Origin of the sequence: Sphingomonas faeni, assembly GCF_040407495.1 — a bacterium.
GTDB classification, from domain to species: domain Bacteria; phylum Pseudomonadota; class Alphaproteobacteria; order Sphingomonadales; family Sphingomonadaceae; genus Sphingomonas; species Sphingomonas faeni_D.
This window is the reverse complement of sequence record NZ_JAPZPP010000001.1, coordinates 540,647-566,515: the sequence shown is the minus strand read 5'-3', so window position 1 is coordinate 566,515 and position 25,869 is coordinate 540,647. Positions and strand designations below refer to the sequence as shown.

Annotated in this window: 26 protein-coding genes; 13 read left to right on the top strand and 13 right to left on the bottom strand. The window is 64.5% G+C overall.

Annotated features, from left to right (window positions below; translation table 11 throughout):
• Positions 1–3 precede the first annotated feature (3 nt).
• Positions 4–627 carry a squalene/phytoene synthase family protein gene (locus O6W96_RS02680; RefSeq protein WP_435372166.1) on the bottom strand — a complete coding sequence of 208 codons (624 nt, stop codon included), beginning with the start codon at positions 625–627 and terminating at the stop codon, positions 4–6.
• A gap of 237 nt (positions 628–864) precedes the next feature.
• On the opposite strand from O6W96_RS02680, the gene O6W96_RS02675 reads away from it, so the two are divergent.
• From O6W96_RS02675 to O6W96_RS02665, 3 genes are all read left to right on the top strand, one after another.
• Entirely contained in the window at positions 865–2,817 is a 1,953-nt protein-coding gene (locus O6W96_RS02675; protein ID WP_353468119.1) for a Tad domain-containing protein, read from the top strand.
• Positions 2,818–2,891: 74 nt separating this feature from the next.
• On the top strand, positions 2,892–3,464 hold the full coding sequence (locus tag O6W96_RS02670) for a TadE family protein (RefSeq protein ID WP_353468118.1): 573 nt from the start codon (positions 2,892–2,894) through the stop codon (positions 3,462–3,464).
• Positions 3,465–3,559: 95 nt separating this feature from the next.
• A complete protein-coding gene (locus O6W96_RS02665) occupies positions 3,560–4,111 on the top strand; it encodes a pilus assembly protein (RefSeq protein WP_353468117.1) in 552 nt (183 codons plus the stop codon).
• Positions 4,112–4,133: 22 nt separating this feature from the next.
• Here O6W96_RS02665 and O6W96_RS02660 read toward each other — a convergent pair whose 3' ends face one another.
• Positions 4,134–5,561 (bottom strand): pyruvate dehydrogenase complex E1 component subunit beta, encoded by a 1,428-nt coding sequence (locus O6W96_RS02660; protein ID WP_353468116.1) that lies wholly within the window; start codon positions 5,559–5,561, stop codon positions 4,134–4,136.
• Positions 5,561–6,610 carry a pyruvate dehydrogenase (acetyl-transferring) E1 component subunit alpha gene (gene pdhA / locus O6W96_RS02655; RefSeq protein ID WP_353468115.1) on the bottom strand — a complete coding sequence of 350 codons (1,050 nt, stop codon included), beginning with the start codon at positions 6,608–6,610 and terminating at the stop codon, positions 5,561–5,563. Before pdhA ends, O6W96_RS02660 begins: the two co-directional genes overlap by 1 nt.
• 336 nt (positions 6,611–6,946) lie before the next feature.
• On the opposite strand from pdhA, the gene O6W96_RS02650 reads away from it, so the two are divergent.
• From O6W96_RS02650 to O6W96_RS02640, 3 genes are read left to right on the top strand one after another with little or no spacing between them, the layout of a single operon-like run.
• Positions 6,947–8,299 (top strand): MFS transporter, encoded by a 1,353-nt coding sequence (locus O6W96_RS02650; RefSeq protein ID WP_353468114.1) that lies wholly within the window; start codon positions 6,947–6,949, stop codon positions 8,297–8,299.
• Positions 8,296–9,216 carry a cysteine synthase A gene (gene cysK, locus O6W96_RS02645; RefSeq protein WP_056048760.1) on the top strand — a complete coding sequence of 307 codons (921 nt, stop codon included), beginning with the start codon at positions 8,296–8,298 and terminating at the stop codon, positions 9,214–9,216. Before O6W96_RS02650 ends, cysK begins: the two co-directional genes overlap by 4 nt.
• Positions 9,213–10,529, top strand: coding sequence for a cell wall hydrolase (locus O6W96_RS02640; RefSeq protein WP_353468113.1), 1,317 nt, complete (start codon positions 9,213–9,215; stop codon positions 10,527–10,529). The genes cysK and O6W96_RS02640 overlap by 4 nt, the downstream gene beginning before the upstream one ends.
• 51 nt (positions 10,530–10,580) lie before the next feature.
• Here the strand turns inward: O6W96_RS02640 and O6W96_RS02635 are convergent, their stop codons facing one another.
• The 4 genes from O6W96_RS02635 to hisI are packed head-to-tail and all read right to left on the bottom strand — an operon-like array spanning position 10,581 to position 13,716.
• A complete protein-coding gene (locus O6W96_RS02635; protein ID WP_353468112.1) occupies positions 10,581–12,383 on the bottom strand; it encodes an acyl-CoA dehydrogenase C-terminal domain-containing protein in 1,803 nt (600 codons plus the stop codon).
• A gap of 3 nt (positions 12,384–12,386) precedes the next feature.
• The gene (locus tag O6W96_RS02630; RefSeq protein ID WP_056049049.1) at positions 12,387–12,839 is read right to left on the bottom strand and encodes a MerR family transcriptional regulator; all 453 of its coding nucleotides are present in this window, start codon (positions 12,837–12,839) and stop codon (positions 12,387–12,389) included.
• A gap of 32 nt (positions 12,840–12,871) precedes the next feature.
• Positions 12,872–13,357: a hypothetical protein gene (locus tag O6W96_RS02625; protein ID WP_353468111.1), complete on the bottom strand. Its 486-nt coding sequence runs from the start codon at positions 13,355–13,357 to the stop codon at positions 12,872–12,874.
• Positions 13,354–13,716 (bottom strand): phosphoribosyl-AMP cyclohydrolase, encoded by a 363-nt coding sequence (gene hisI / locus O6W96_RS02620; protein WP_133019667.1) that lies wholly within the window; start codon positions 13,714–13,716, stop codon positions 13,354–13,356. Before hisI ends, O6W96_RS02625 begins: the two co-directional genes overlap by 4 nt.
• A gap of 120 nt (positions 13,717–13,836) precedes the next feature.
• On the opposite strand from hisI, the gene purF reads away from it, so the two are divergent.
• Together purF and O6W96_RS02610 are read left to right on the top strand one after the other, a co-directional pair.
• Positions 13,837–15,294, top strand: a complete 1,458-nt coding sequence (gene purF, locus O6W96_RS02615) for an amidophosphoribosyltransferase (protein WP_056058607.1) — start codon at positions 13,837–13,839, stop codon at positions 15,292–15,294.
• A 16-nt stretch (positions 15,295–15,310) separates the two neighbouring features.
• Positions 15,311–16,021, top strand: a complete 711-nt coding sequence (locus O6W96_RS02610; RefSeq protein ID WP_353468110.1) for an SDR family NAD(P)-dependent oxidoreductase — start codon at positions 15,311–15,313, stop codon at positions 16,019–16,021.
• An 80-nt stretch (positions 16,022–16,101) separates the two neighbouring features.
• Here O6W96_RS02610 and O6W96_RS02605 read toward each other — a convergent pair whose 3' ends face one another.
• The 3 genes from O6W96_RS02605 to O6W96_RS02595 all read right to left on the bottom strand — a co-directional run bounded on the left by O6W96_RS02605 (position 16,102) and on the right by O6W96_RS02595 (position 19,839).
• A complete protein-coding gene (locus tag O6W96_RS02605; protein WP_353468109.1) occupies positions 16,102–17,346 on the bottom strand; it encodes a cyclopropane-fatty-acyl-phospholipid synthase family protein in 1,245 nt (414 codons plus the stop codon).
• 195 nt (positions 17,347–17,541) lie between these two features.
• Positions 17,542–18,903 (bottom strand): cryptochrome/photolyase family protein, encoded by a 1,362-nt coding sequence (locus O6W96_RS02600; RefSeq protein ID WP_353468108.1) that lies wholly within the window; start codon positions 18,901–18,903, stop codon positions 17,542–17,544.
• 33 nt (positions 18,904–18,936) lie between these two features.
• Positions 18,937–19,839 carry a histone deacetylase family protein gene (locus O6W96_RS02595; RefSeq protein WP_353468107.1) on the bottom strand — a complete coding sequence of 301 codons (903 nt, stop codon included), beginning with the start codon at positions 19,837–19,839 and terminating at the stop codon, positions 18,937–18,939.
• A gap of 74 nt (positions 19,840–19,913) precedes the next feature.
• Between O6W96_RS02595 and O6W96_RS02590 the strand changes: the two genes are divergently transcribed.
• From O6W96_RS02590 to O6W96_RS02570, 5 genes are all read left to right on the top strand, one after another.
• Positions 19,914–20,408, top strand: a complete 495-nt coding sequence (locus tag O6W96_RS02590; protein WP_353468106.1) for an RNA pyrophosphohydrolase — start codon at positions 19,914–19,916, stop codon at positions 20,406–20,408.
• Positions 20,409–20,447: 39 nt separating this feature from the next.
• Entirely contained in the window at positions 20,448–21,350 is a 903-nt protein-coding gene (locus O6W96_RS02585; protein WP_353468105.1) for a DUF481 domain-containing protein, read from the top strand.
• 40 nt (positions 21,351–21,390) lie between these two features.
• A complete protein-coding gene (locus O6W96_RS02580; RefSeq protein ID WP_353468104.1) occupies positions 21,391–22,596 on the top strand; it encodes a hydrolase in 1,206 nt (401 codons plus the stop codon).
• Positions 22,593–23,609 (top strand): arginine N-succinyltransferase, encoded by a 1,017-nt coding sequence (locus O6W96_RS02575; protein WP_353468103.1) that lies wholly within the window; start codon positions 22,593–22,595, stop codon positions 23,607–23,609. Before O6W96_RS02580 ends, O6W96_RS02575 begins: the two co-directional genes overlap by 4 nt.
• A gap of 110 nt (positions 23,610–23,719) precedes the next feature.
• Positions 23,720–23,938 (top strand): hypothetical protein, encoded by a 219-nt coding sequence (locus O6W96_RS02570; protein WP_353468504.1) that lies wholly within the window; start codon positions 23,720–23,722, stop codon positions 23,936–23,938.
• Between the two features lie 9 nt (positions 23,939–23,947).
• Here O6W96_RS02570 and O6W96_RS02565 read toward each other — a convergent pair whose 3' ends face one another.
• From O6W96_RS02565 to cobU, 3 genes are all read right to left on the bottom strand, one after another.
• A complete protein-coding gene (locus O6W96_RS02565) occupies positions 23,948–24,685 on the bottom strand; it encodes a Crp/Fnr family transcriptional regulator (RefSeq protein ID WP_353468102.1) in 738 nt (245 codons plus the stop codon).
• 237 nt (positions 24,686–24,922) lie between these two features.
• Positions 24,923–25,150, bottom strand: coding sequence for a hypothetical protein (locus tag O6W96_RS02560; protein WP_353468101.1), 228 nt, complete (start codon positions 25,148–25,150; stop codon positions 24,923–24,925).
• A 94-nt stretch (positions 25,151–25,244) separates the two neighbouring features.
• Positions 25,245–25,805: a bifunctional adenosylcobinamide kinase/adenosylcobinamide-phosphate guanylyltransferase gene (cobU, locus tag O6W96_RS02555; RefSeq protein ID WP_353468100.1), complete on the bottom strand. Its 561-nt coding sequence runs from the start codon at positions 25,803–25,805 to the stop codon at positions 25,245–25,247.
• Between the last annotated feature and the right edge of the window lie 64 nt (positions 25,806–25,869).

Here is a 25,869-nt window from a genome sequence, read left to right as displayed (position 1 = left end):
TGATCAGTATCCGGTCAATCTATGCCAGGCCAACCGCCCTACCCGCTTCGGACTACCCGGCGCCAGTGGCGAAGCGGAAACATTGAACCGCGCCGACAGCGCCATTGCCCCGAGCGCGCGAGCCCTGCCCGGCCAACGCCCGCGCAACGCGGCATCGAGCGCCTCCACGGCCCGGGTGTGCGCCAACGTGCGACTGGGCGCGTCGGTCAATCTCTGCAACAGGTCGGCCAGCGCCCAGCCTTCGCCCGCCAGCCCGATCCGGGCGTCGCTCACCGACAGCATCGTGCCGGCCATCTCGAACAATCGCCGCCCCCGATCGCGCGCGAACCGTTCGAGGGCTGCAGCGTCGAGCACCGGCTCCAGCAGAACCTCCCAACCATCGGTCATGCCTGCCAGCATCGCCCCCGACACACCCGCCGGCAACACGTGCGACTGAAGCGCCGTCAGTACCGGTTCGGCCGGCGCCGTTGCGCTATCGAGCCGTCCCAGCGCCTCATACCACCACGTCAGGCGCATCTGTCCGACCAAAGGCTCGCGCGTCGTCCGCAGGATCGCGGCCAAGGTATCGTCGAGCGCGAACAGCGATTGCAGAGCAAGGCGCGTGGCTGGCGACGCGTAAAGGATCACGAGCCGCCGTTCCGCTGATCGCGCGTGCTCACCCGAGCCCGGAACCGTTTCATCCGTCTTAACCATATCGCTTGTACTGCCTTTATCGGTCGCGGGCGCAGGTAGGGCCATTAGCGAGTATCGGTGGGGTCCGCGGTGTCCAGTAGAGCGAAACGGCAAAGGAGCAACGGCAAGCCAAATCCGACGTGGCTTGCCTTTCTTTGCCGGTTCCTGCGGCATACCGGCGGCAACGCGCTGATGATCACCGCCGCCGCTTTGATCCCTCTCGCCGGCATGGTCGGCGGCGGCCTCGACATGGCAAGATTGTACATCGCCAAGACGAGACTGCAGCACGCATGCGACGCCGGTGCGCTGGCCGGACGCAAGTCGATGGGGGCGGGCACGTGGGCGCAGAACAACGGTGCTGCCAACGCGGCTGCGCTCCAGTTCTTCAAGGGCAATTTCACGCCGGGCCAATATGGCAGCACCGGTGCGACGCAGTCCTTCACGGAAAACGCCGGCAAGGTCTCCGGCACTGCATCGGTCGACATGTCCATGACGCTGATGAAGATCTTCGGCTACACCACCCAGACGCTGACCGTGACCTGCGACGCCGAAATGCGCCTGCCGAATACCGATGTGATGTTCGTGCTCGATACGACGGGGTCGATGGCGAATCCAGCCGTGTCGACCGACACGGATACCAAGATCCAGGCGCTGAAGACCGCCGTCAAATGCTTCTACGAAATCGTCGCCCGCCTCGATACGAACGCCGTCTGCACGACCGGCGTACCGAGTGGCGGCACGGGCGATCAGGTGCAGATCCGGTTCGGGTTCATGCCGTATTCGACGAACGTGAACGTCGGCAAATTGCTGCCGACCGCCTATTTCGCCGATAGCTGGAAATATCAGACGCGCACGCCGGTATGGACGACGACGACGACCACGACGTGGAGTCCTATCGTGGAGACCACCGCTCCGCCGGTCTCGGTTAACGGCTCATATTCCGCGTGGAGCCCTACGACGTACATACTGTTCTGCGGTAGAAACTCGGGAGACTCGACAGCGATATCGACGTCGACGGTCAACACTGCCGAGCAGACCGTGGGCCTGGTCAGAACGTCGACGTCTACGACGACCGTCACCACGACGACAACACAGACCGACGTCACGGCCGCGTTTCTCGGATGTAACGTCCGGACGCGGACCAAAGTCGATACGGTAACGACGGTGGTTACCCGCACCTCGATCGGTACACCGACGACGACGAAGACGTTCTTGCAATGGCGCTACGGGCAGTTGTCCGCCCCTACCGCTTTGCTCAAAAACGGCACGGCATGGAACGACAGCATGACGTTGCCGATCGGTGCGAACGGTACGGACAAGTCGGTCGGTTGGGACGGTTGCATCGAAGAACGAAAGACCGTGAAACAATCCAGCTATGCCACCATCCCGTCCGACGCCAAGGACATGGACATCGATCTGGTACCGACGGCGTCGGATCCGGACTCCCTGTGGGGCCAGGCGTTGCCGAACGCGACCTACCTTCGCAAGATCGCGCAAGCATCCGGTCGAAATATGAACCAGGGTAGCCGCGACGAAGAGTTGACGACCAACGACTATTGGAACGGCGTATCGTATTTCTGCCCGACAGAGGCAAAGAAGCTGCAGCAATGGCCGGACGCGGTTGCCTTCCAGAACTATGTCGACGGCCTGGTGCCGTCCGGCAATACCTATCACGATATCGGCATGATCTGGGGCGCGCGGTTCATGTCGCCGACCGGTATCTTCGCATCGGAGAACGCCACGACCCCGCGCGGTGGCGAAATCCAGCGCAACATGATCTACATGACCGACGGCGATGCGGTCGCGCAACCCTGTGATTACACCGCTTATGGCGTGGCATGGTGGGATCGTCGCACCACCGACGATGTCGGCACGCAGTCCAATTGCAACGGCGTGAACAACGGCTTGGCCTCGCTGAACGCGCAAGTAAACGCGCGGCTGGACGGGCTTTGCACGGCGGTCAAGAACAAGGAGATAACCTTGTGGGTGATTTCGTTCGGTGATGGCTCCAACGCTGCTACCGAGGACCGTCTTCGTGCCTGCGCGAGCAACGGTCGCTTCTTCACCGCGCGCAACTCGGCGACGCTCCAGGCGACGTTCAAAGCGATTGCCGATCAGATCTCGCAGTTGCGACTGACCTCATGACGCTGCGCCCGGCGAGAGAACGCCTCGTCACAACGGGTGTTCGATCATGCCTGCGTGAACAGCGAGCCGTAACCGTGGTCGAATTCGCGTTCGTCGCGCCGGTACTGCTGCTGCTGCTGCTGGGCGGCTTCGATACGGCGCACACGCTCTATATGCGCGGCGTGTTGCAGGGCGCGGTCCAGAAGAGCGCACGCGACTCCGCGCTTGAATCGGGGCTGAGCAGCGCCAATCAAACGGCGATCGACGATCGTGTCCGGGCCTCGGTCCTCGCGCTGGCGAACAATGCGGACATCAAGATCACGCGCCGCTTCTATCGGACCTTCGCGCAGGCGGCGGCAGCGAAGGCCGAGCCGTTTCCCGGTGGCAACGACACCAATCACAACGGTAAATGCGATAACAACGAGATATTCGAGGATCTGAACCGCAACGGCATCCGCGACCTCGACGGCGGAGACGGCGGACAAGGCGCGGCCGTCGACCGTACCGTCTACACCGTGACGGCGACCTATCCGCGCATGTTTCCGGTCATGAAGATGATCGGCGGGTCCGGGACGACTGTGGTCACTGCGACCACCGTGCTGGAAAACCAGCCCTATGCGAACCAGGCGACCTATACCGGTTCGACGGTCGGGCATTGCAATCCATGACGTCGCGCCCGTCCTTACGCACATCGCTTCGCACGGTTCGCCAGGATCGTCGCGGTCTGGCGCTGGTCGAGTTCGCCTTCGCCCTCCCTATACTTATGCTATTGTGTCTGACCGGCGCGGAGATCGTCAACTACATCACCACGCGGATGCGGATCAGCCAGCTTGCGCTTCATATCGCCGACAACGCGGCGCGGATGGGGACCGGCCCCGCCATCACCGCCAAATCCGTATCGGAAACGGATATCAACGACGTCCTCACCGGTGGCGGCCTGCAGGCAGGGGACCTCAATCTCTATGCCAATGGCCGGGTCGTGTTGACCGACCTCGAGCCGGTCGCCAACCCTAATACGACCGACAAATACAAAGTTGGCTGGATACGGTGCCGGGGAGCCAAGAGCTACACCTCGCCGTACGCGCGCGTCGGGCAGACGAACATGGTGGGGATCGGGCCCGCGGATACGCAGGTCAAGGCACAGGATTTCAATGCGACGATGTTCGTCGAGGTGACGTTCACCTACACACCGCTGGTGCTCGCCTCGCTGGCGCCATCGACTACGATCACCGAAATCGCATCGATGGCGGTGCGCGATCGACGCGATCTGACCCAGATCTACAACCTCGAAGGGGCGGCGGTATCGACCTGCTGAGGTCGATACCGCAACCAGCCGATTACTTGTAGGTAACCTTCTTCACGGCCTTCACGACCTTCGCGACATCGACCAGCATCAGCTTTTCGAGGTTTGCCGCGTAGGGCATCGGCACGTCTTCGTTCGTCACGCGCAGCACCGGCGCGTCGAGGTCGTCGAAGCCGTGCTCCATCACCACCGACACGATCTCCGAGGCGATCGAGCAGGTTGCCCAATTTTCCTCGACGATGATCATGCGGTTGGTCTTGGCGAGGCTCTTCAGCACCGTCTCGGTGTCGAGCGGGCGCAGCGTGCGCAGGTCGATGACCTCCGCGTCGATGCCCTCTTCGGCAAGCTTCTCGGCGGCTTCGAGCGAAATGCCGACGCCGATCGAGTAGCTGACGATCGTCACGTCCTTGCCCTCGCGGACGATCCGCGCCTTGCCGATCGGCAGGACGTGGTTGTCGAGCTTGGGGACGTCGAAGCTGCGGCCGTACATCAGTTCGTTCTCAAGGAACACGACGGGATCCTCGGTGCGGATCGCGGCCTTGAGCAGGCCCTTCGCGTCCGCCGCGTCATACGGCGCGATCACGATCAGGCCGGGGACGCTCGCATACCACGCCGCGAAGTTATGCGAATGCTGCGCACCCACGCGCGACGCCGCGCCGTTGGGACCACGGAACACGATCGGGCAGCGCATCTGCCCACCCGACATGTAGTTGGTCTTGGCGGCCGAGTTGATGATGTGGTCGATCGCCTGCAACGCGAAGTTGAAGGTCATGAACTCGACGATCGGGCGAAGACCACCCATCGCCGCACCTGCACCGATGCCGGCAAAGCCGTATTCGGTGATCGGCGTGTCGATCACGCGACGATCGCCGAACTCGTCGAGCAGCCCCTGCGTGACCTTGTACGCACCCTGATACTGCGCGACTTCCTCGCCCATCACGAAGACGCGGTCGTCCTCGCGCATTTCCTCGGCCATCGCGTCGCGCAGGGCTTCGCGAACGGTCGTCTTGACCATCTCGGTGCCCTCGGGGATCGCCGGGTCGGAGATGCCGACCTTCTCCGCCGACGCGACGAGCTGCTGCGTGCCGCTCTCGGCCTTGGCGGGCGACGCACCTTCGGGAACCGGCGGTGCCTTGTCGTCCGACGGCGTTTCCTTCGGCGCGGCGTTGGCCGCATCGCCGGCGCGCGTCTCGGCCGGCTTGGCGTCGCTCGCGCTCTCGCCCTCTTCGAGGATCGTTGCGATGACGGTGCCGACCTTCACATTGTCGGTGCCCTCAGGCACGCTGATCGAGCCGATCGTGCCTTCGTCGATCGCCTCGAACTCCATCGTCGCCTTGTCGGTCTCGATCTCGGCGAGGATGTCGCCCGACTTGACGCTGTCGCCTTCCTTGACGAGCCACTTGGCCAGCGTGCCCTCTTCCATCGTCGGGGAGAGCGCGGGCATCTTGATCTCGATCGCCATCAGTACTTCTCCACCAGAACGTCGGTGTAGAGCTCGGCAGCATCCGGCTCCGGAGTCTGCTCGGCGAAATCGGCGGCTTCGTTCACGATTTTCCTGATTTCCTGTTCAAGGGACTTGAGGTCCGCCTCGGTCACGCCCTGCGCGTCGAGCAGCTTCTTCATGTGATCGATCGGATCGGACTTGTCGCGGACCGCCTGGACCTCGTCACGCGTGCGGTACTTGGCCGGATCGGACATCGAGTGGCCGCGGTAACGGTACGTCTTCATTTCGAGGATGACCGGACCCTTGCCCGCGCGGACCCACGCCAGCGCTTCCTCGGCGGCACCGCGACAGGCGAGCACGTCCATGCCGTCGACCTGGATGCCGGGGATGCGGAAGCTCTCGCCGCGGCGATACAGCTGGTCCTCGGCGGAGGCGCGATTGACGCTCGTGCCCATCGCATACTGGTTGTTCTCGATCACGAAGATGATCGGGAGCTTCCACAGCTCGGCCATGTTGAAGCTCTCGTACACCTGGCCCTGGTTCGCGGCGCCATCGCCGAAATAGGCCATGCAGATGCCGCCGTCGTTCGAGTATTTATGCTTGAACGCGAGGCCGGTGCCAAGCGACACCTGCGCACCGACGATGCCGTGGCCGCCGTAGAATTTATGCTCGGTCGAGAACATGTGCATCGACCCGCCCTTGCCCTTCGAGATCCCCGAATTGCGGCCGGTCAGCTCGGCCATGATCACCTTCGGATCGATACCGTAGGCGAGCATGTGGCCGTGATCGCGGTAGCCGGTGATCACCGAATCGGTCTCGCCGTTCAGCGCGGACTGAAGGCCGACAGCGACCGCTTCCTGGCCGATATAGAGATGGCAAAAGCCACCGATCAGGCCCAAGCCATAGAGCTGGCCCGCTTTTTCCTCGAAACGGCGGATCAGCAGCATCTGCCGATACATTTCGAGCAGTTCGTCCTTGTTGGCTTCGTACGGCTTTGGTTCTGCCGGTCGTTCGCGATTCGTAACCGGCGGTTCGGCGATTGCGCGTGCTGGGGGGGCTTTGGCCACGATGTGGGAAACCTCGTTTTCCGTAGGGGAGTTGAGGCAGCCTATAGGCGCGGACGGGGCGGAACATCAATTCCCGTCTGGGGTATGTCGGTTTGGGAGGTGTGGGATGGGGTCGGAGGGTCTGAGTTTCGCTCCCCGTTCGTTATCACTCCCCTTCCGTCATCCTGACGAAAGTCAGGACCCAGGATTACTAAGGGCAGCGTTTCGTTACCCTGGGTCCTGACTTTCGTCAGGATGACGGCGTGAAGGTGGGGACGGTTCCGCCAGTCCTCTATCCTCACCCCAAGCAAAGCTCCGGTTGCCCTGCCCGTTCACCCAAGCCTAAAGCCAACCGCAATGGCTCCCATCACAGACCCCCACCAGCATCCCTTACGGATCGCCAATTTCCGCGCCTATTGGCTGTCCCGCTTCACCGGCACGATCGCCGTCAGCGCGATGTCGATCGTGATCGGGTGGCAGGTCTACAACATCGCCCGCGAGACGATGGACATCCGCCAGGCCGCCTTCATGCTCGGGATGATCGGGTTCGCGCAGTTCGTGCCGTTGTTCCTGCTCACCCCTATTACCGGCCTCGTCGCAGACAGCTTCGACCGCCGCTGGATCGTCCGCGGTACGACGGCTCTGCTGGTACTCACCGCCGCGACCCTGTGGCTGCTGACCTGGACCGGCCACCTCACGCTCGGCGTGCTATTCGTGGCCGCAGTGGCGTTCGGCGTCGCCCGAGCCTTCTCCGGCCCAGCCTATTCCGCGCTCGCCCCCAACCTCGTCCCCCGCGCCGTCCTCCCGACCGCGATCGCGATCAGTTCGATCGCCTGGCAGGTCGGCACGATCGCGGGCCCCAGCGTCGGTGGCCTTCTCTACGCGATCCATCCGGAGGTCGCCTACGGAGTCGCGACGATCCTCTTCGTCGTCGCGCTCTTCTTCATGTTCCTGATCGGCCCGGTGCCGCAGCCCGCCGCGCAGACCGATCACCGCCCCCTCGCCCGGATCATCGAGGGTTTCACCTATGTCCGGCGCAACCGGCTCGTCCTCGCGACCATCACGCTCGACCTGTTCGCGGTGCTGTTGGCCGGCGCGACATCGCTGCTCCCGGTCTATTCGCGCGACATTCTACACGTCGGCTCGCAAGGGCTCGGCGTGCTCGCCGCGGGCATGGGCATCGGCGCGGCCGTGACCGCGATCTGGTTCTCGTTCCGCCCGATGAGCACCAATGTCGGCGTGAAGATGCTGATCGCCGTCGTCGTGTTCGGCCTCGCGATTCTCACCTTCGGCGTCGCCACGCCGATCGTGACCCTGCTCGGCATCGCGCCCGGCACCATCGCCGGCATCCCCGTCCAGCCCGCCTTCGTCCTCAGCCTCGTCGCGCTAATCGTCGCGGGTGGCGCGGACATGATCTCGGTCTATGTCCGCCAGTCGCTGATCCAGCTGCACACCCCTGACGCGATGCGCGGCCGCGTCAGTGCGGTGTCGCAGCTCACCATCTCGGCCTCGAACGAACTCGGTGAATTCGAGAGCGGCGTGATGGCCTCACTCCTCGGTCCCGTCGGCGCAGTGGTGTTCGGCGGCGTCGGTGCTATTGCGATCACGATCGGCTGGGCGCGGCTGTTCCCGGAACTTGGGCGCGCGAAAACCTTTGATCCCCCAGAAATTCTCGAGACCGAACCTCAGCACGGAGAAGCCAAGCCATGAAGGCCAACTCGATCCTCGATACGATCGGCAACACGCCGCACGTCCGCCTGTCGAAGCTGTTCCCCGAATCCGAAGTCTGGGTGAAGTCCGAGCGCTCGAACCCAGGCGGCTCGATCAAGGACCGCATCGCGCTTGCGATGATCGAGGCGGCCGAGAAGGACGGCCATCTCCAGCCCGGCGGCACGATCATCGAGCCGACCAGCGGCAACACCGGCATCGGCCTCGCGCTGGTCGCCGCGGTGAAGGGGTACAAGATCGTCCTCGTCATGCCCGAGAGCATGTCGATCGAACGCCGCCGCCTGATGCTCGCATACGGGGCGACGTTCGACCTGACTCCGCGCGAGAAGGGCATGAAGGGCGCGATCGAGCGTGCGAAGGAACTGGTCGAGCAGACGCCCGGCTCGTGGATGCCGCAGCAGTTCGAAAACCCTGCGAACATCGCCGTGCATGTCGCTACGACCGCGCAGGAAATCCTCGCCGACTTCCGTGACACGCCGATCGACGTGATCATCACCGGCGTCGGCACCGGCGGCCACATTACCGGCGTCGCCGAGGCGCTGAAGAAGGAATGGCCGTCGCTCAAGGTCTACGCGGTTGAGCCCGCCGCCTCTCCGGTCATCGCCGGCGGCCAGCCCGGCCCGCACCCGATCCAGGGCATCGGCGCCGGCTTCATCCCGGTCAACCTGCACACCCAGGCGCTCGACGGCGTGATCGAGGTCGACGCCGCGGTAGCGAAGGACATGGCGCGTCGATCGGCGACCGAAGAGGGCATGCTGGTCGGCATCAGCTCGGGCGCGACGCTTGCAGCGATCCTTCAGAAGCTTCCCGATCTGCCTGACAACGTTCGGGTTCTCGGGTTCAACTACGACACCGGCGAGCGCTATCTGTCGGTCCCGGACTTCCTGCCCGAACAGTGAAGACCGATCTCTCCGCGCGCGGCACCAACGTGCTGCGCGCCACCCTCGTCGGCATTTCCGCGCTGGCGATCGTCGGGCCTGCGCTGGTCGTCGCCAACGCGCCGACGATTGTCCACGTATCGAAGCGGGTGAAGCTCCCGCCCGGTCGGGTCGTGCCGCAAGCCGAAGTGCCCGAGGTCGAGCCGGTCAAGTTCGTCGATCTCAGCCCCGAAGACGCCCGCGCGTTCAACGCGACCGTGCCGTTCTCGACCGATCCCAACCCGGCGGCGCGGCCGTTTCGCTTTGCTGGCGGCCCGGACGATCTGGCGCGCGCGACCGACTGCATGGCGGCGGGTATCCTCTACGAGGCCGGCGACGACACGCTCGGCGAGCGCGCAGTTGCGCAGGTCGTGCTCAACCGCCTGCGCCACCCGGCCTTCCCGAAGACGGTGTGCGGAGTCGTGTTCGAAGGGCAGGACCGTTCGACTGGCTGCCAGTTCAGCTTCAGCTGCGACGGCGCGCTCACGCGCTGGCATCCGACCGACGACGCCTGGCGCCGCGCACGCGAAGTCGCCGCCGCGTCGCTATCCGGGGCGGTGTTCGCGCAGGTCGGCTATGCCACGCATTACCATACCGACTGGGTCGTGCCCTATTGGCAGTCGAGCCTGGACAAGATCACCGCGGTCAACACGCATCTATTCTTCCGGTGGTCCGGTTGGTGGGGCACGCCTCCCGCGTTCGGGCGTCATCCCGAAACCGTCGAACCGGTGGTCGCGCAACTTGCGGACCTGTCCGACGCGCACAAGACGGGCGCGGCGATGGAAGAGGCGGACGCGGCATTGGCGGAGGCATCGATCGCCCTCGGGTTCGGAATGGCGACTGAAGCTACATCAGCGCCGGCAACGCCGATCGATGGCGATACCATCTTCGTGACGTTGCCGCGCAACCAGAGCGCCGACGGCCTGACGACGCTCGCGGCACAGGCGTGCGGCGACAAGCCCTTCTGCCGCTACATGGCGTGGACCGACGGCACGAAGATGGCGACCGCGATCCCGCTGGAACCGGCCCAGACCGCCGCGCTGAGCTTTAGTTACCTGCGCGATCGATCGAGCAACTACGAACGGTCGCTGTGGAACTGCCGCCAGTTCAAGCGCGCCGATCCGACCCAGTGCATGGTAGCGCGAGCGACGATGACCGCCGTGCCGCCGCCAGCCGCTGTCGCGCCGAACGCGCCTGCCGCGGCGGTTGAACTAAACGGTGTTCGGCGGAAACCGATCCCCGCTCCGCCGCCCGTGACGGCAACCCCCGCGTCGGCCGCACCGATCACGAAGTAGCGCATCTCTTCCCCTCCTCCACAGAGGGGAAGAGATGGAGTCCAACGCCAATCAGGCGGCCATGAACATCTCGGGCGGCAGCGCCATCAGCGACTCTGCCCCACCCTCGATCTTGCGACGCAGCGCGCCCGCATCCGGCAGGATCCGCTCGGCATAGAAGCGCGCGGTCACCAGCTTGGCGTCGAGGAACGCAGCCTCGCCCTCGCCCGCCGCCTTCAACTTCGTCGCAGCGACCGCCATCCGCAGCCACATCGTACCGACCGCGACGATGCCCATCAGGTGCATGTAGCTGACCGCGCCCGCGCCGACGTTCTCGGGGTTCTTCATGCCGTTCGCCATGAACCACATCGTCGCCGCCTGAAGCTGGCCGTTGGCCTTCTCAAGCGCCTCGGCAAACGTCGCGGTTGCCGGATCGCCCTTAGCCGCAGCGACGTCGTCCGCCACCAGCTTGAAGAATGCCTGGATGCCGCGCCCGCCATTCTGCGCGAGCTTGCGCCCGACCAGATCCATCGCCTGCACGCCGTTGGTGCCCTCGTAGATCATCGCGATCCGGGCATCGCGGACATACTGCTCCATGCCCCATTCGGCGATGTAGCCGTGGCCGCCATAGACCTGCTGCGCGTTGGTCGCGATCGCATAGCCCATGTCGGTGCCATAGCCCTTGATGACCGGGGTCAGCAGGCTGATGATGTCGCCTGCGAGCTGGCGCTCTTCCTCGGTCTCGGCATGATGCTCGAGATCGGCCTGGAGCGCAGTCCAGAGGATCAGCGCGCGCAGGCCCTCGGTCAGCGACTTGCCCTCCATCAGCATGCGGCGGATGTCGGGATGGACGAACAGCGTGTCCGCCTTCTCCTGCGGCTCCTTCGGCCCGGTCAGCGCGCGACCCTGGCGACGGTCCTGCGCGTACTGGACGGCGTTCTGGTAGGCGACTTCCGCCACGCCAAGCCCCTGGAGGCCGACGCCGAGACGCGCGGCGTTCATCATGATGAACATCGCCGCGAGGCCCTTCATCTCCTCGCCGACGAGCCAGCCGGTCGCCGAATCATAGTTCATCACGCAGGTCGAGTTCGCGTGGATGCCCATCTTGTGCTCGATCGAGCCACAGGTGACGCCGTTGCGCGCGCCCAGCGAACCGTCTTCCTCGACGAGGAACTTCGGCACGACGAACAGCGATATGCCCTTCGAGCTGTCCGGCGCGCCCGGCGTCTTGGCCAGCACGAGGTGAATGATGTTCTCGGTCAGGTCATGCTCGCCCGAGGAGATGAAGATCTTCGTACCGGTGATCGCGTACGAACCGTCCGCCTGCGGCTCGGCCTTGGTGCGGATCAGACCCAGATCGGTGCCGCACTGCGGCTCGGTCAGGTTCATCGTCCCGCCCCATTCGCCCGACACCATCTTCGGCACGTACATCGCCTTCTGCGCGTCGGAGCCCTTGGCGATCAGCGCGGCGATCGCGCCGTGCGTCAGGCCGGGATACATTGCGAACGCCATGTTCGACGAGATCATGTATTCCTGAAACGCAGTCGACACGACGTGCGGCATCCCCTGCCCGCCATATTCAGGCTGGTTGCCGAGCGTCGCCCAGCCGCTCTCGACATACTGCTTATACGCTTCCTTGAAGCCGTCCGGCGTCGTCACCGAGCCGTCCTCGTGCCGCGTGCAGCCCTGCTGGTCGCCCGACAGGTTGAGCGGGAACAGCACTTCGGCGACGAACTTTCCGCCTTCCTCAAGCACTGCGTCGACGACGTCGGGCGAGGCCGCATCGAAGCCGGGGAGGTTATTGTAGCGATCGAGACCGACGACATGCTCGAGGACGAAACGCGTGTCGCGGACGGGGGGCGTATACTGGGGCATGGTTTATCCTTGGTTGTCCTGGGCGCGGCTCACTTCGAGGAGGGCCACGAAACTGGTGAGTTCGTCGATAGCGAGATCGATGTCGCGCTTCTGCGCGGTCAGCAGTGCGATCCGGGCCTGGCTGCGCTCGATCACGACCTGGCGCTGCGCGCGGCGGCCATCGCCGAGATCGTAGAGGTCGATCATTTCGCGGATCTCGCCTAGGCTGAACCCGACGCGCTTGCCGCGCAGGATCCAGGCGAGACGCGCGCGGTCGCGGTGCGAATAGATGCGCTGCGTGCCGCGACGCTCGGGCGCGATCAGGCCCTCGTCCTCGTAGAAACGGAGCGCTCGCGCGGTGACGTCGAACTCGGCGGAGAGGTCGGAGATCGTGAAGCTCTCGCGATCATGCCGCGGCTCGATCACCGCGTAGGATTGCGGGGTCGCCTGCAATCGAGGGGATGCTTGTGTCGCCATCCCCGGAGAAATAACTCTCGTTTACGTCAACGTCAATTGCCGCAAAGCAACTTTCCCTTCGTCGACCGTAGCGTCGCCGCCTCCGATCGCGATTCGCTCAAGCGGTCGACGGTCAGTGCCGCGAGCGAGGCGCGACCTGTGCAGAGCGTCTCGCAGGCTTCCGGGACTTCGGCGGGAAACACGATCCGATCGCCGTCGAAGCGCGCGTCGAACTTGCAGGCGCCGAACGCGAGTTTCAGCGCATCGCCCGAGCGCTCCACGGTCCCCGATCCGGCGCACGCCTGATCCTCGCCATAGTCGACGCTGACGCCGATCAGTGCGGTCTTCTCAGTGCCGACAACGCAGACCCGGTCTGTATCGCGCGCCCATGATCCTTCTAGCGGCGCATTCGGGTCGGGCACGATCCCCGCCGTCTCCGCCGCAGACTCGAGCCGAGCTCCCGCGCTGTCCGCCACCGCAGTCGTCGGCTCCCGCCCACACCCGCCGAGCATGAGCGCGAGCAACAGCACCCGCTTCATTCGGCCGGCACCAACTTGCCCCCTTCGATCCGCCGGAAGAAGCAGGTACGCTCGCCGGTATGGCACGCTGGCCCCGCCGGGTCCGCGATCACCCACACCGCATCCTGATCGCAATCGATCCGAAGCTCGGCGACGCGCAGGACGTTCCCCGACGTCTCGCCCTTCTTCCAGAGCTTCTCTCGACTGCGCGACCAGAAATGCGCCTCGCCGGTCGCCTGAGTTTCCGCCAGCGCCTCGGCGTTCATGTGCGCGACCATCAGCACGTCGCCCGATACGCGATCGGTGACGACCGCGGTCAGGAGCCCGGCGGAATCGAATTTCGGATCGAGCGTCAGGCCCGTGTCGCGGCTGTGTGTCATGGCCTGGATATACCCAAAAGCCGGCCCGATGCGACCAGCAGCGCGCAATGTTATTACAAACAGGCGACAAGCCGGCGATCCGCTCGTATAGGGCAGCTTCCGCACGACGTGAGAACCGGCATGCTGACGACAAACCCTTATGATGACGACAAACTCCGCGAAGAATGCGGGGTGTTTGGCGTTTCGGCCACCGATGGCGCAGCCGCGCTCGTAGCCCTTGGGCTGCACGCGTTGCAGCACCGCGGCCAGGAAGCCGCCGGCATCACGACCTTCGACGGCGCGCATTTCCACACGCATCGCGCGATGGGCCATGTCGCCGGGAACTTCGACCGCGACGACGTTATCCGCTCGCTGCCGGGCACCGTCGCCTGCGGCCATGTCCGCTATTCGACGACCGGCGAGACCGCGCTGCGCAACGTCCAGCCGCTCTATGCCGAGCTGTCGACCGGCGGCTTCGCGATCGCGCATAACGGCAACATCTCGAACGCCATGCGCTTGCGTCGCGAGCTCGTCCGGCGCGGGTCGATCTTCCAGTCGACCAGCGATACCGAGACGATCATTCACCTCGTCGCGACGTCGAACTACCGCACGCTGCTCGATCGCTTCATCGATGCGCTGAAGCAGATCGAGGGCGCGTATTCGCTGATCGTGATGACGCCAGAGGGCATGATCGCCTGCCGCGATCCGCTCGGCATCCGGCCGCTCGTCATGGGCAAGCTCGGCGACGCGGTGATCTTCGCGTCCGAGACGGTCGCGCTCGACGTCGTCGGTGCCACCTTCGTCCGCGCGATCGAGCCGGGCGAGCTGGTCATCGTCCAGGGCTCCGAGATCCGCTCGATTCGCCCGTTCGCACCGATGGCGGCGCGGCCGTGCATCTTCGAATGGGTGTATTTCTCGCGCCCCGATTCGATCGTCGACGATCACTCGATCTATTCGGTGCGGAAGGCGATCGGCGCGCAGCTCGCGATCGAATCGCCGGTCGATGCCGACCTCGTCATCCCGGTTCCCGATTCGGGCACGCCCGCGGCGATCGGCTATGCGCAGCAGTCGGGCATCCCGTTCGAGCTTGGCATCATCCGCTCGCACTATGTCGGCCGTACATTCATCTCGCCGGGCGACAAGGTCCGCCACCTCGGCGTGAAGCTGAAGCACAACGCCAACCGCGCGCTGATCAAGGGCAAGCGGGTCATCCTCGTCGACGATTCGATCGTCCGCGGCACCACCTCGCTCAAGATCGTCGAGATGATGCGCGAGGCAGGCGCTGCCGAAGTGCACATGCGGATCGCCAGCCCACCGACGCGGCACTCGTGCTTCTACGGCGTCGACACGCCCGAGCGCGAGAAGCTGCTCGCGGCCAAGCTCGATCTGGGCGGCATGACCGGCTTCATTCACGCCGACAGCCTCAACTTCATCTCGATCGACGGGCTCTACAAGGCACTCGGCGAGGCGAAGCGCGCGGATGTCCGCCCAAAATATTGCGACGCGTGCTTCACCGGCGACTATCCGACGACGCTGACCGACCATGACGAAGGCTCGGAAGTCGACCAGTTCGCGATGCTCGCCGAACGCGTCATCTGATACTCGCGGAGCTGATATGACGGACAAGCCTCTCGAAGGCCGGCTGGCGCTGGTCACCGGTGCCAGCCGCGGCATCGGCGCTGCAACCGCGATCGCACTGGCGGCGAAGGGCGCGCACGTCGTCCTGACGGCGCGAACGCCCGGCGGTCTCGAAGAGGTCGAGGCGACGATCCACGCGGCTGGTGGCTCGGCGACGATCGCCCCCCTCGATCTTGCCGAGAGCGAAGCCATCGCGCGCTTGGCGACCGCGATCGGCGACCGCTGGGACGCGCTCGACATCCTGGTGCTCAACGCCGGCATGCTCGGCTCGCTGTCGTCGGTCCCGGCAATCGATCCGAAGGAAATGGCGCAGGTCCTCACGCTCAACGTCAGCGCACAGGCGGCCATGATCGCTGCGTTCGACACGATGCTGAAGAAGGCCAAATCGGCCAGAGTGATCGGCGTGACCTCCAGCGTCGGCCGCAAGCCCCGCGCGTATTGGGGCCTCTACGGCGCTTCGAAGGCTGCATTCGAGACGCTACTCGGTGCGTATGGCGACGAGATGGCCGAGATCAGCGCAATCCGCACCGCGATCGTCGATCCTGGCGCGACGCGGACCAAGATGCGTGCACGCGCCTATCCGGGCGAAGATCCAAACTCGGTCAAGGACCCCACAGTCGTGGCCGATCGCATCGTCGCGCTGGCGATCGAAGGCTTTGAAGCCGGTCACTTCGAGCGAGTCGGCTAACCGTTCTCCTGCGCAAGCAGGAGCCCAGGATACCAAGCTCGACCCTTGTTACCCTGAATTTCTACGTGCGTAGGAAAACGTCAGCGCTTAACCAGCGTAACCTGCGCGACGTCGATTCCACCACCAAGAAACCCGCCCTCGCAATACATCAGATAATAACGCCACAACGCCACGAACCGCGCGTCGAACCGCGCCGGCAACCGCCCCTCCGCGACCGCCGCATCGAACGCGACCCGCCACCGCCGCAACGTCTCGGCATAGTGCAGTCCGAACCCGTGCCTGTCCTCCCACGCCAAACCGCGCGTCTCGGCCAACGCGCGAAACCGTGGTTCGGACAAGAGCATCCCGCCCGGAAACACGTAGCGCTGGATGAAGTCGACACTCCGCGAATAGGAGTCGAAGATCGCATCGTCGATCGAGATATACTGCAACGCAGCCCGCCCGCCCGGCTTCAACGCACGCGCGATCGCGTCGAGATAAACCGGCCAATATTCCTCGCCGACCGCCTCCACCATCTCGATGCTCGCGACCGCATCATAGGTACCGGTGACGTCGCGGTAATCGGTCAGCGCCACCTGCACCCCGTCGAGCCCCGCCGCCGCGATCCGCTCGTCGACCTGGCGCTTCTGCTCGACCGACAGCGTCAGCGCATGCACGCCTACCCCCGCGCGCGCCGCCATCTCGGCGAACGAACCCCAGCCGCATCCGATCTCCAGGATCGTATCGCCCGCCCCCGCCCCAGTCCGGTCGAGAATCGCCCGCAGCTTGGTCGCCTGCGCCGCCTCATGGGGTTCGGCATCGTCCACCGGCTCGGCGAAAATCGCGCTCGAATAGGTCAGGCTAGGATCGAGCCACTTGTCGTAGAAGTCGTTGCCGAGGTCGTAATGCGCGGCAATGTTCTTGCGCGAGCCGGTCGGATTGTTACGCCGCATCCGGTGCCACGTGCGCGCCGCCAGCCGCACTACACCGCCTGACCGTGCCGAACTCCCGAGCGAGCGGCGGTTGCGCATGAACAGGTCGAATAGCGGGACGGGATCGGGGCTCGACCAGTCGCCTGCCGCCCAGCCCTCGTACCAGCCGACCGATCCCGCCGTTGCGAGCCGCACCAACGCGCGCCAGCGGTGCACGGTCACGATGGGCAAAGGTCCCGGAGCCCGTCCGCCGATCAGCCGCCGCGTACCGTCGGGCAAGTGCGCGTCTATGCCGCCGCTCTCCAGCCCTGCATCTATCCGGTCGAGCAAACGGTGAAACACCGGCGCGACGAGGCGCGCGACCGTGGAACCTTGCGCGGTGGGCACATCATCGAATGCGGGAACGGCAGTCATCGCGGCGCTCCATGCAACACGGGCGGCGGCTAGGAAAGAGGCTGGCGTCAAACACCCGGATATGGGGCTAGCCGCTCCCCCCTACCAAACCGTCATCCTGACGAAAGTCAGGACCCAGCGCCACAAACGTCACCCTAGGTTACCCTGGGTCCTGACTTTCGTCAGGATGACGGGGGTTGTGACGGCGGCAACGGCTTACCGCGCGTCCCGCCCCGCTTCGAGCGCCCGCTCCCGCCCTTCGCGGTGGCCGACGATCTTTGCCGGATACGCCTTCGGCCGGCAGCCGGACTCGTCCGGATCATGGATCGCTTCGCCGGTCACCTTCGCCAGTTCCGGCACCCACTCGCGAATATAGTCGCCTGCATCGAACTTTTCCGACTGCGTCAGCGGCGCCATGATCCGCCCGAACATGTTCGAATCCACGCCGGTCCCGGCAACCCACTGCCAGTTCACCGAATTATTCCCGTAATCCGCATCGACGAGACAGTCCCAGAACCAGCGCTCGCCCTCGCGCCAGTCGATCAGCAGATGCTTCACCAGGAAGCTCGCCGTGATCATCCGGACGCGGTTGTGCATCCACCCGGTCGCCCAGAGCTGGCGCATCCCGGCATCGACGATCGGATAGCCAGTCTTCCCCTCCTGCCACGCCTTCAGGTCCGCCTCGGCGTCCTCGCCCGCCCGCCAGAGGAGCTTGTCGAATTTGGGCCGACCGTTCGTATCGCCGTAATCCGGCATCGTCAGCACGACACCATCGGTGAAGTCGCGCCACGCGAGTTCCTTGCGGAACGTAGTCGCGTCGCCGTGACCATCGACCGCATGCCACACCGCACGCGGCGAAATTTCGCCGAAATGCAGATGCGGGGACAGGCGCGAGGTGCCCTCGATCGACGGCATGTTGCGGTCGACGTCATACGCCTCGACGATCGGCGCCATCGCCTTCGCGTTCTTCAACGCCTGCGCCTCGCCCGGCGTCCAGTCGCCGAACCCGATCGACCAGTCCGGCTTGGTCGGCAGCAGATCCCACTCCGCGAGCGTCTCGCTCTTCGGCCATTTAGACGGTGCCGGGATCGTCCGCGGCGCAGGCTCGGGGTCGCCCGGCGGCATCATCTGGTTCAGCGCCTTCCAGAACGACGAATATACCTTGAACTGACCGCCCGATCCCGTCTTCACATCCTCGACACGCGCAAGGTGGTTGCCGTCATGCAGGCACAAACGATCACCGAGCGCTGCCTCGGCCTTGCGCCACCACGGCTCGTAATGCCGGATCGCGTGTACCTGCTCGGCATCGGTTTCTTCCATCAGCGCCATCAGTACCTCGACCGCATCCCCGCGTCGCAGGACCAGCTTAGAGCCCCTGTCCGCCAGCGACTTGCCAAACGAGTTGAGCGTGTGGTGCAGCCACCAGCGCTGAGCGCCGCCCATCTTCCACTTTCCCGGCGCGTCGTCGTCGAGCACGTATACCGGGATCACCGGCCCAGCATGCGCGGCGGCGATCAGCGCGGGGTGATCGTGAAGGCGGAGGTCCTGGCGCAGCCAGAGAAGCGTGGGAGTCGTCATCGCATCCCCAACGCAGCAAGCCGCGATCCAGCATCACGCCGCTGCGAAAGTTTCCCCCAGCGTCATGATCGCCGCCACGTGCCGCTCGGCGATCGCGAGTGCATCCTCGCCGTAACCACCACCCACGGTGCTCGCGAGCGGCACGCCGCGTGCAATCGCAAGGCTAGCGACAAGCCGTTCTCGTCGGGCCAAGCCATCCAAGGTCAGCGCCAACCGCCCGAGCCGATCGCCCTCGAACGGATCCACCCCAGCCTGATACAGGATCAACTCCGGCCGGAACTCGTCGAGCAACGGCACAAGGGTCGACTCCAACGTCTCCAGATACGCATCGTCGCCGACCTTGTCCGGCAATGGCACGTCGAGCGTCGAGCGCGCCTTCCGCACCGGAAAATTCTTCTCCGCATGGATCGAGTAGGTCGCGATTTCCGGCCGCCCAGCCAGCAGCGCCGCGGTCCCGTCGCCCTGATGCACATCGCAATCGACGACGAGGACGCGCGCCACCCGCCTTTCGTCGATCAGCCGCGCCGCTGCCACTGCGAGGTCGTTGAACACGCAGAACCCCGCGCCGGTATTGGCCAGCGCATGATGACTACCACCCGCGGTATTCGCCGCAAACCCGTGTTCTAACGCGAGGCACGCCGCGAGCCACGTCCCGTGCGGCACGATCGCCGCACGCGATGCCACCGCCGCGGTCACCGGGAAGCCGATCCGCCGCTCCTTCTCCTTCGGCACGTCCGCTTGGAGCACCTCGGCGACGTAGTCCTCGTCATGCACCGCCTCCAGCCAAGCAGTCGGCGTAGTCTCGGCGCGGTGCCACGCCACCGCGTCGCCCTTTTCGAGCAGCAGGTCGCGGATCAGCCCGTTCTTGTTCCAGCGATAGGTCGAGCGCGCCGGCGCCGGGGTGACATAGTCAGGATGGTGGACGACATGGATCATGCTCCGTAGGTAGGAGCGCGCCTGCCGACCCCCAAGCTGCCCGAGCCCCAAGCCCCTGCGTTGCGGAGATTATTTTGATTGACGTTTCGACCCTGCCCTACCGTCCCTGCGCCGGCATCATGCTCATGAACGCCGAGGGGAAGATCTTCGTCGGCCAGCGCAACGATTCGCCGCTGGAGGCGTGGCAGATGCCGCAGGGTGGGATCGACCCCGGCGAGGACGCCGAAGCCGCCGCACTGCGCGAGCTTGGCGAGGAAACCGGCGTCATGCCCGAGAAGGTCGAACTGATCGCCGAAGCGCCCGGCGAATTCGTCTACGACCTCCCCCCTGAGTTGCTGGGGAAAGTGTGGAAGGGCAAATGGCGCGGCCAGACGCAGCGCTGGTTCCTGTACCGCTTCCTCGGCACCGACGCCGACGTGAACATCGCCACCGACCACGAGGAATTCCGCGCATGGCGCTGGAGCGATCCCGCCGACCTTCCGCGGCTGATCGTCCCGTTCAAGAAGGCGCTCTACGAACAGGTACTCGCCGCCTTCGCGCCACATCTCGGCGCAACCGAGCCACGCTGAACGGTTCCCAATTCGCTACGCTGCCGTTACGGAACGGCTGTGCGCCGCTTAGCCCCTCTCCTCCTCGCCCCGCTGCTGCTGGCGAACGCGCCCGATCCGCAATCGGTGATGATCCCCGAGACGATCCGCGCAATGCTCGACGCGGCGCTGGAGGCGGGCAACGAGGCGGACGTCAACACGATCGCCAAGTATGCGCGCGCCGCCGATCCGCTCAGCGGCGATGCGGTGCTGGCGATCGCCGAGAAGTGGAAGGCCGACCGCGCCGAACAACGTACGCAGGTCATCCGCCAGGCCAGCTTCCTCGACCTGTGGAGCGGCAAGGCCGAGATCGGCGGGTACCTGACGACGGGGAATTCCGATACCGCGGGAGGCACCGCGGTGCTCGATCTGAACCGCGAAGGTCTTCGCTGGCGCCACAAGTTCCACGCACAGGCCGACTATCAGTCGAACCTCAACATCACGACGCGCGAACATTACCTCGCGTCGTACGAACCCAACTACAAGGTCGACGATCGCGCCTATATCTACGGCGTCGGACAGTATGAAGGCGACCGGTTCCTGGGCTATTACAACCGCTATTCGACATCCGTCGGTGCGGGGTACAGCGTGATCAAGACCGCGGGTGCCAAGCTAGATCTCGAACTCGGGCCAGCGTATCGTCATACCGAATTCACCGACGATACCGAGCAAAGCAGCATCGCCGCGCGTGGCACCGCGAACTTCAGCATCCGCATCCTCAGCGGATTGTCCGTCAGCCAGGTCGCATCGGCCTATATTCAGCGATACAACAGTACGTTGAGCGGCACGACGTCGCTCAACGCAAAGCTGATCGGGCCGCTCTCCGCTGCGCTGTCGTACAGTGTCCAGTACGAAAGCGAACCTCCGATTGGCTCGGTCTCGACCGATACGACCAGTCGCGCGTCGCTGGTCTACAGCTTCTGACGCTGTTCCCTAGCGCGTCCGGCCACGCTAGGGTTGCCCGATGAGGGGACTTTCAACTGCAGAGCGCCATGCCGTGGACACGGCAGGCGCCGCACCGATGCTGACACAGGTCGAAGCCTGGGCCGCCGTAAACAGCGGGACACGCAACCTGACCGGGCTTGCGACGATGGCCGGACTGCTCGGCGATGCGTTCGCTACCCTGCCGGGCCGGATCACGCTGGTCGAGCCGACCCCGGTCGACAGCGTCAGCGCGGACGGCGTGGTCGCGGCGATCGAGCACGGCAAGCACCTGCACCTCGTCGTGCGTCCCGATGCGCCGGTTCGCATGCTGTTCACGGGCCATATGGACACGGTCTACCCGGTCGATCACGCGTTCCAGTCACTGCAATGGCTCGACGATGGCCGGCTGAACGGCCCCGGCGTCGCGGACATGAAGGGCGGGCTGGCGGTGATGCTCGCCGCACTTCAGGCGGTCGAGGCCAGCCCCCTCGCCGCGCGGATCGGCTATGACGTCGTCATCAACTCGGACGAGGAAACCGGCTCCTTCTCGTCGGCCGCGCTGCTCAATAGCACTGCGCAGGGCAAGGTCGCTGCGCTGACCTACGAACCCGCGCTCGCCGACGGTACGCTTGCCGGCGCACGCGGTGGCACGGGAAACTTCTCGATCATCGTCCACGGCCGCAGCGCGCATGCTGGCCGCAATCCCGAAGACGGCCGCAACGCGCTCGTCGCGGCGGCCGACATCGCAGTGCGACTGTCAAAGGTCCGCGGTCCACGCCTGGCGGTCAACCCGGCACGGATCGAGGGCGGTGGTCCCAACAACGTCGTCCCCGACCTCGCGATCCTCCGCATCAACTTTCGCCCGGCGACGCTCGATGAAATCACGCGCGCGCAATCGCACATCGATTCGGCGGTCGCGATGGTCGCTGCCGAACACGACGTCCGCATCGAAGTCCATGGCAGCTTCAACCGCCCCCCCAAGCCGATCGATGCGGGCGCCGCGCGCCTGTTCGATCTGGTCAAGGCATCCGGCGCAGATCTAGGTCTGAATATCGCCTGGCAAGCCACCGGCGGCGTCTGCGATGGCAACAACATCGCGGCCGCCGGCGTGCCGGTCGTCGATACGATGGGGGTCCGCGGCGGCGCGATCCATTCGGCGGACGAGTTCATGATTCCCGACAGCCTTGCCGAGCGTGCAGCGCTGTCGACGGTCACCATATTGCGTATCGCGGAGGGCCGCTTGTGAGCTTCAGGATCCGGGCCGCGGTCGACGACGACCTCCAGCACCTCTACGAGATGGCCAAGCTCACCGGCGGCGGCTTCACCAACCTGCCGCCCGACCGCCGCGCGCTCACCGCCAAGCTCGAACGCAGCCACGCCGCCTTCGCGCGCACCGACGGTCCGGTCCGCGACGAACTGTTCGTGCTGATCCTCGAGAATACCGAGACCGGCGAAGTCCGCGGCACCTGCCAAATCTTCACGCAGGTCGGGCAGAGCTACCCGTTCTACAGCTACCGGATCGGCCAGCTCACTCAGCACAGCCGCGAGTTGAACCGTACGTTCCGCGCCGACATGCTCTCGCTCGCCACCGATCTCGAGGGCGCGAGCGAAGTCGGCGGGCTCTTCCTCCACCCCGGCGAACGCGCTGGCGGCCTTGGCCTGCTGCTCGCCCGCAGTCGCTACCTGTTCATCAAGATGCACCGCGCCCGGTTCGCCGACCGCATCCTTGCCGAACTGCGCGGCGTTATCGACGAAGCCGGCGGCTCGCCGTTCTGGGATGGTCTCGCGGGCCGCTTCTTTGGGATGAATTTTCAGGACGCGGATCAGTTCAACGCGATCAACGGTCACCAGTTCATCGCCGATCTGATGCCCAAGCACCCGATTTATACCGCGATGCTGACCGAGAGCGCGCGCGCGGCGATCGGCCTGCCGCATCCCTCGGGCCGTGCGGCGATGCGGATGCTCGAGAACGAGGGCTTCGCGTTCGAGAATTACGTCGACATCTTCGACGGCGGTCCAACGATGACCGCCCGTACCGATCAGGTCCGCTCGATCGCCGATGCGCGTGAAGGCACGGTCGTGAAGATCGACGGTGACGGGGGCCAGGACGCGCTTGTCGCGACCGGTCAGCTCGCCGATTTCCGTGCGGCCTTCGGAAAGCTCCGCGAAACGGCCGATGGTGTCGTTCTATCCGATGACTGCGCACGTGTTTTGGACATACGCGAAGCCGGCCGTGTCACCCACGTGCCGCGCTTTTGATCCCGGTACATCAACGCGCATCCGTCGGGTTAATTTACAGTTAACCACTTCGGCGTGGGGCGAAACCGCGGATAACGGCCACTGGTACGTATCTTGCTCACATGCCAACCATGTGGACCCGCTTTACTCGCCTGTTCGTCATCAAGACCAAGTTCGAGGCCTTCCTCGTGATCTACGGCCTCGGGCTCGGCGCGGTGGAGCGCGGGATGCACTATCTTCAGCAATACCCCGGATACGGCGGCTGGCTCCTGTTCGCGGCCTGCCCGATCGCCGTTTTCATGGCGGGCGGGCGGATCATCGATTCGGTTTCGCATGCACGCGACGGCTAAGTTCGGCCGTTACGTCTTCTGTTGAGATAGATGCAGATACCGGCTCGAAAAATCGGCCAACTCGCGTAGCGCGTCCCATCGAGGGAAGCTGATCCTGCGGCGGTTTCGACTAATGAGACCATCGGCTTCAAGCGACTTGATCGTTCTGTTCACGTGTACCGCGGTCAGCCCGAGCGCATCGCCGAGTTGTTCCTGGCTCATCGGCAGTTCGTAATCATCCGCCCCGGTCAGCCCCTGCATGTCGAGGCGGATGGCAAATTCGCACAGGAAATGTGCGAGTCGAGACCGGGCATCCCGGCGCCCGATGTTCAGGATCCATTCGCGGAAGATCGACCCCTCGACCAAAGTATTGACGAAGATCGCGTTGCCGATCGAGGCCCGCTTGCGTGCCAGTTCGCGCAACGCCGTCCGAGGGATCGTCGCGACCTCCGCGCGGGTCAATGTCTGGACGTTGTGGTCTGCGACATCGAGGAACAGATGCTGAAAATCGAGCGCTTCGCCGGGGATATGCAGCGAGACGATCTGCCGCATTCCCGAGCCTGTCAGCTTTTGGCGATAGGCGAAACCGGACAGTAACACCGCGCATTGCTCCGGCGCGTCGCCTTCGCGGACCAGGTAGGACGACGGCTCATAGGTTCGCAGCGTATAGGGTAGCGCGAGGAGTGCCGCACGGTCGTCCGCATTCAGCGTTGCATGCGTCTCGAGCTTGCGCACCATCAGGGCCAGGGGACTGGACGTCGAGATCATAGCGTATTCCCGCAATTATCGGGGCGGGAGCACATGCATCTCTCGGTCGTCAGGGCCCAAAAAACGGCTGACGATGAGGTGCAATAACATAGTCCGAACGAGTCTATCTAAACATGCATCAGTACGCAGACGTAAACGTAAATTAGTATAAAAGTGTAACCGACACATTGGTCATGCCTACAGCGATAATATCGGCAGTTTAGCCACGTAAACGACGTCTCGCTAAAGACTTGGCCGTTATATAACGAGTGACGTTGATACCAAGGGTAAAGGCACCTTGATGGCGCGGTGCCCCAGATCAACCTGTGACCCGATCTTCGCCAACGAACCTTCAAGACAGTCGATGCAGTCACTGAGCTTTGCGCCCAGTAACGCGTTATCGCCCTCATCCGCGATCCGCAACGCTTCTTCGAGAAGAAAAACCATTGATTTCAATCGCGCGATCGTTTGCACCTTGCTTTGCATAACGCTCCCCAATATTGTCGTGCGGTGTATATGCTCGCGTTTATCGCGAAAGCCAATTGCAATCGACCACAGGCGGATGCTTCGCGTATAGTCGCTATGGTCGCGGCGGCGATTTCCAGCGCTGGATCAATCCGGCCATCACCATATCGACAGAATCGACCTCGGCGGCGATGCGCTGGTGCAAGGACCCTGCCGCGTCCCGGAAGCGGCGGGCGAGTGCGTTGTCCGGCACGATCCCGAGCCCGACCTCGTTCGATACGATGATGATCCGCGCTTCGAGCCGACCAATTGCTCCCACCAGCGCGTCGGTTCGCGCTGCGATCAGCGCGTCGTCGAGAAGGAGGTTGGATACCCACAAAGTCAGACAATCGACGAGCAGGACGGTATTGGCCGCGTCGGCGGCGAGGAGGGCTTCGGGTAGCGCGAGCGGTGCCTCGACGGTCCGCCACCGATCGTCGCGGTCGGCGCGATGACGAGCAATCCGGTCCGTCATCTCCCCGTCGAACGCCTGCGCCGTCGCAACATAGACCAGCGTGCTCCGCTCGGTTGCGGCGATCGTCTCGGCCGTCTCTTGTGCATGACGGCTCTTGCCCGAGCGCGCTCCACCGAGCACGAACAGACTCTTGCCGAACGAAGCCCCAAATGATTGCATCATGTCGCGTCCTTCGTGCTTGCGGCCGATACGCGGAATGACGATGACGCGGCGAAGATCAAGTAAA

Excerpts from the sequence above, each read along its gene's own strand:
- O6W96_RS02665 (WP_353468117.1), top strand. The coding sequence starts at position 3,560 with ATGCTATTGTGTCTGACCGGCGCGGAGATCGTCAACTACATCACCACG.
- O6W96_RS02635 (WP_353468112.1), bottom strand. The coding sequence starts at position 12,383 with ATGCCCCAGTATACGCCCCCCGTCCGCGACACGCGTTTCGTCCTCGAG.
- O6W96_RS02580 (WP_353468104.1), top strand. The coding sequence starts at position 21,391 with ATGAGGGGACTTTCAACTGCAGAGCGCCATGCCGTGGACACGGCAGGC.
- O6W96_RS02565 (WP_353468102.1), bottom strand. The coding sequence starts at position 24,685 with ATGATCTCGACGTCCAGTCCCCTGGCCCTGATGGTGCGCAAGCTCGAG.
- O6W96_RS02595 (WP_353468107.1), bottom strand. The coding sequence starts at position 19,839 with ATGATCCATGTCGTCCACCATCCTGACTATGTCACCCCGGCGCCGGCG.
- O6W96_RS02610 (WP_353468110.1), top strand. The coding sequence starts at position 15,311 with ATGACGGACAAGCCTCTCGAAGGCCGGCTGGCGCTGGTCACCGGTGCC.
- cobU (WP_353468100.1), bottom strand. The coding sequence starts at position 25,805 with ATGATGCAATCATTTGGGGCTTCGTTCGGCAAGAGTCTGTTCGTGCTC.
- hisI (WP_133019667.1), bottom strand. The coding sequence starts at position 13,716 with ATGACACACAGCCGCGACACGGGCCTGACGCTCGATCCGAAATTCGAT.
- O6W96_RS02570 (WP_353468504.1), top strand. The coding sequence starts at position 23,720 with ATGTGGACCCGCTTTACTCGCCTGTTCGTCATCAAGACCAAGTTCGAG.
- O6W96_RS02605 (WP_353468109.1), bottom strand. The coding sequence starts at position 17,346 with ATGACTGCCGTTCCCGCATTCGATGATGTGCCCACCGCGCAAGGTTCC.
- O6W96_RS02560 (WP_353468101.1), bottom strand. The coding sequence starts at position 25,150 with ATGCAAAGCAAGGTGCAAACGATCGCGCGATTGAAATCAATGGTTTTT.
- O6W96_RS02630 (WP_056049049.1), bottom strand. The coding sequence starts at position 12,839 with ATGGCGACACAAGCATCCCCTCGATTGCAGGCGACCCCGCAATCCTAC.
- O6W96_RS02650 (WP_353468114.1), top strand. The coding sequence starts at position 6,947 with ATGGCTCCCATCACAGACCCCCACCAGCATCCCTTACGGATCGCCAAT.
- O6W96_RS02675 (WP_353468119.1), top strand. The coding sequence starts at position 865 with ATGATCACCGCCGCCGCTTTGATCCCTCTCGCCGGCATGGTCGGCGGC.
- purF (WP_056058607.1), top strand. The coding sequence starts at position 13,837 with ATGCTGACGACAAACCCTTATGATGACGACAAACTCCGCGAAGAATGC.
- cysK (WP_056048760.1), top strand. The coding sequence starts at position 8,296 with ATGAAGGCCAACTCGATCCTCGATACGATCGGCAACACGCCGCACGTC.
- O6W96_RS02600 (WP_353468108.1), bottom strand. The coding sequence starts at position 18,903 with ATGACGACTCCCACGCTTCTCTGGCTGCGCCAGGACCTCCGCCTTCAC.
- O6W96_RS02660 (WP_353468116.1), bottom strand. The coding sequence starts at position 5,561 with ATGGCGATCGAGATCAAGATGCCCGCGCTCTCCCCGACGATGGAAGAG.
- O6W96_RS02625 (WP_353468111.1), bottom strand. The coding sequence starts at position 13,357 with ATGAAGCGGGTGCTGTTGCTCGCGCTCATGCTCGGCGGGTGTGGGCGG.